Origin of the sequence: Anaeromassilibacillus sp. Marseille-P3371, from assembly GCF_900169665.1 — a bacterium.
Classification (GTDB): domain Bacteria; phylum Bacillota; class Clostridia; order Oscillospirales; family Acutalibacteraceae; genus Anaeromassilibacillus.
Genome location: NZ_LT835157.1, coordinates 3,532,510 through 3,534,573 on the forward strand (window position 1 = coordinate 3,532,510; position 2,064 = coordinate 3,534,573).

At 53.4% G+C, this 2,064-nt stretch carries 2 protein-coding genes; one reads left to right on the forward strand and one right to left on the reverse strand.

What is annotated here, in order from left to right; all coding sequences use genetic code 11:
* Window positions 1–99 precede the first annotated feature (99 nt).
* The gene (locus B9Y59_RS14830) at window positions 100–1,710 is read left to right on the forward strand and encodes a hypothetical protein (protein WP_442856187.1); all 1,611 of its coding nucleotides are present in this window, start codon (window positions 100–102) and stop codon (window positions 1,708–1,710) included.
* A gap of 34 nt (window positions 1,711–1,744) precedes the next feature.
* Here B9Y59_RS14830 and B9Y59_RS16075 read toward each other — a convergent pair.
* Window positions 1,745–2,064, reverse strand: a 320-nt coding sequence (locus B9Y59_RS16075; RefSeq protein ID WP_207651503.1) for a hypothetical protein, incomplete at its 5' end; no start/stop codon positions are given.

Genomic DNA, 2,064 nt, shown 5'->3' on the forward strand with positions numbered 1-2,064 from the left:
CCGAGAGTCGAAGGAAGAGAGATCGCAGGCGTCACCGTGAACGGCGAAGCCGTAGCAGAAGAGAACTTTGACGTTGCCGAGTATATCTACAGCCTGGCAATGCCGAATGCAGACACCACGATTGAACTGGGCTTCACGATCGTGGATAAGGAAAATCTGCGCGAAGTGATCACAATCGCAGAGAGCGAGAACGTGAAAGCGCAGGTAGAGGCGGCAGTCCCGTCGGTACAGAAGAAGTACAAGAATGCGTTGCAGGCAGCGAAAGCGATCGAAGAAAAGAAGACCGCAAGCCAGGACGAGATCAACAACGCGATGTTTGAGCTGATCGAGGCATTGCAGTATCTGAGCTTTGCAGCGGGCGACAAGAGCCAGCTGGAAATCCCGATGGAGATTGCAAAGCAGATCAATCGAGAGAACTTCACGCCGGAGAGCGTACAGGCACTGGACGACGCCTACAAGGCGGCAGAGGACCTGATGGACGACGAGGAAGTACTGGAAGCAGACATCCAGGCAGCGGCAGAAGCGCTGTATGAAGCGCTTGACAANATCACAATCGCAGAGAGCGAGAACGTGAAAGCGCAGGTAAAGGCGGCAGTCCCGTCGGTACAGAAGAAGTATGAGAATGCGTTGCAGGCAGCGAAAGCGATCGAAGAAAAGAAGACCGCAAGCCAGGACGAGATCAACAACGCGATGTTTGAGCTGATCGAGGCATTGCAGTATCTGAGCTTTGCAGCGGGCGACAAGAGCCAGCTGGAAATCCCGATGGAGATTGCAGAGAGCATCAATCGAGAGAACTTCACGCCGGAGAGCGTACAGGCGCTGGACGACGCATACAAGGCGGCAGAGGATCTGATGGACGACGAGGAAGTACTGGAAGCAGACATCCAGGCAGCGGCAGAAGCACTGTATGAAGCGCTTAATAAACTGGTCTTCCGTGCAGATAGGACGGATCTGGAAGCTTTGGTAGCAGAAGGCAAGAAAATTGTAGAGAATGCTTCGAAGTACATCCAGGATGAAACATGGGCTACCTTTAAAACCGTCCTAGGCGATGCAGAAACTCTGTTGGAAAATGACAATGCAACCCAGGAGGCAGTGGATGAGAAAGCCGAAGAACTGCTCAATGCGATTACAGCACTGCGTATGATCCCGAACAAGGACGCTTTGAAAGACCTGATTGGAAAAGCAGAGGCAGTGAACACCAGCAAGTACACAGCAAAGAGCGTGGCAGCGATGCAGAAGGCATTGAGCAATGCAAAGGTTGTGTTGCTCAATGAAGCAGCGACCGAAGAAGAGGTCAAGAGTGCCGTAGAAGCACTGGAAGCAAGCATCCAGAACCTGGAGACAAAGACGGCGACAGCGAAGAAGAGCGGCTCCACATCGAGAAATGTAAGCAACACATATGGAGCAGCGGGTGTGGTTTCTGCAAGCCAGAGTGCAGCGGCAAGTGTGCGCAGCGATGCGGCAAATGCCATCACGCTGAACAGAGGAAGCATGTACACCTTCAAGATGACCGTGGTCAATGGAAATGGACTGGTACCGAGCTTCACGGTGGGCAACGGAAGCGTTCTGAAGACGCAGTTTGTGTCCCAGATCGGCAATGACTACTACTACAGAGTTTATGCAGTTGGCACACCGGGCCAGAGCACAGGCGTTTACACCACACTTCCGGGCCAGGATGCGAAACTGCATTGTACGGTGACCGTTGGCTGAACGCCGGGAAATTTGTGTAAGGTATAAACGTGTACTATTCGATCAAGCACCCGGCAGCCGATAGCAGAAAGCTTGTGTAGGAGACGCCGTAGGCGCGGAAGACGCTGTGTGTCCACCGGGCCAGAACACAGGCGTTTACACCACACTTCCGGGCCAGAATGCGGAACTGCATTGCACGGTAGCCATTGGCTGAATGCTGGAGGGCGTGCAAAAGACACAAGCCATTTAATTGGGCAACCGTTGACGGAAGCGCGCTTTTGCAGGAAACGCCGAAGGTTCGAAAGGCGCTGTGTACCCACAGGAGCATGGCCCAGCCATCCTTGGCGGACATCTTAGTAAATTGAGCGAAGGGAG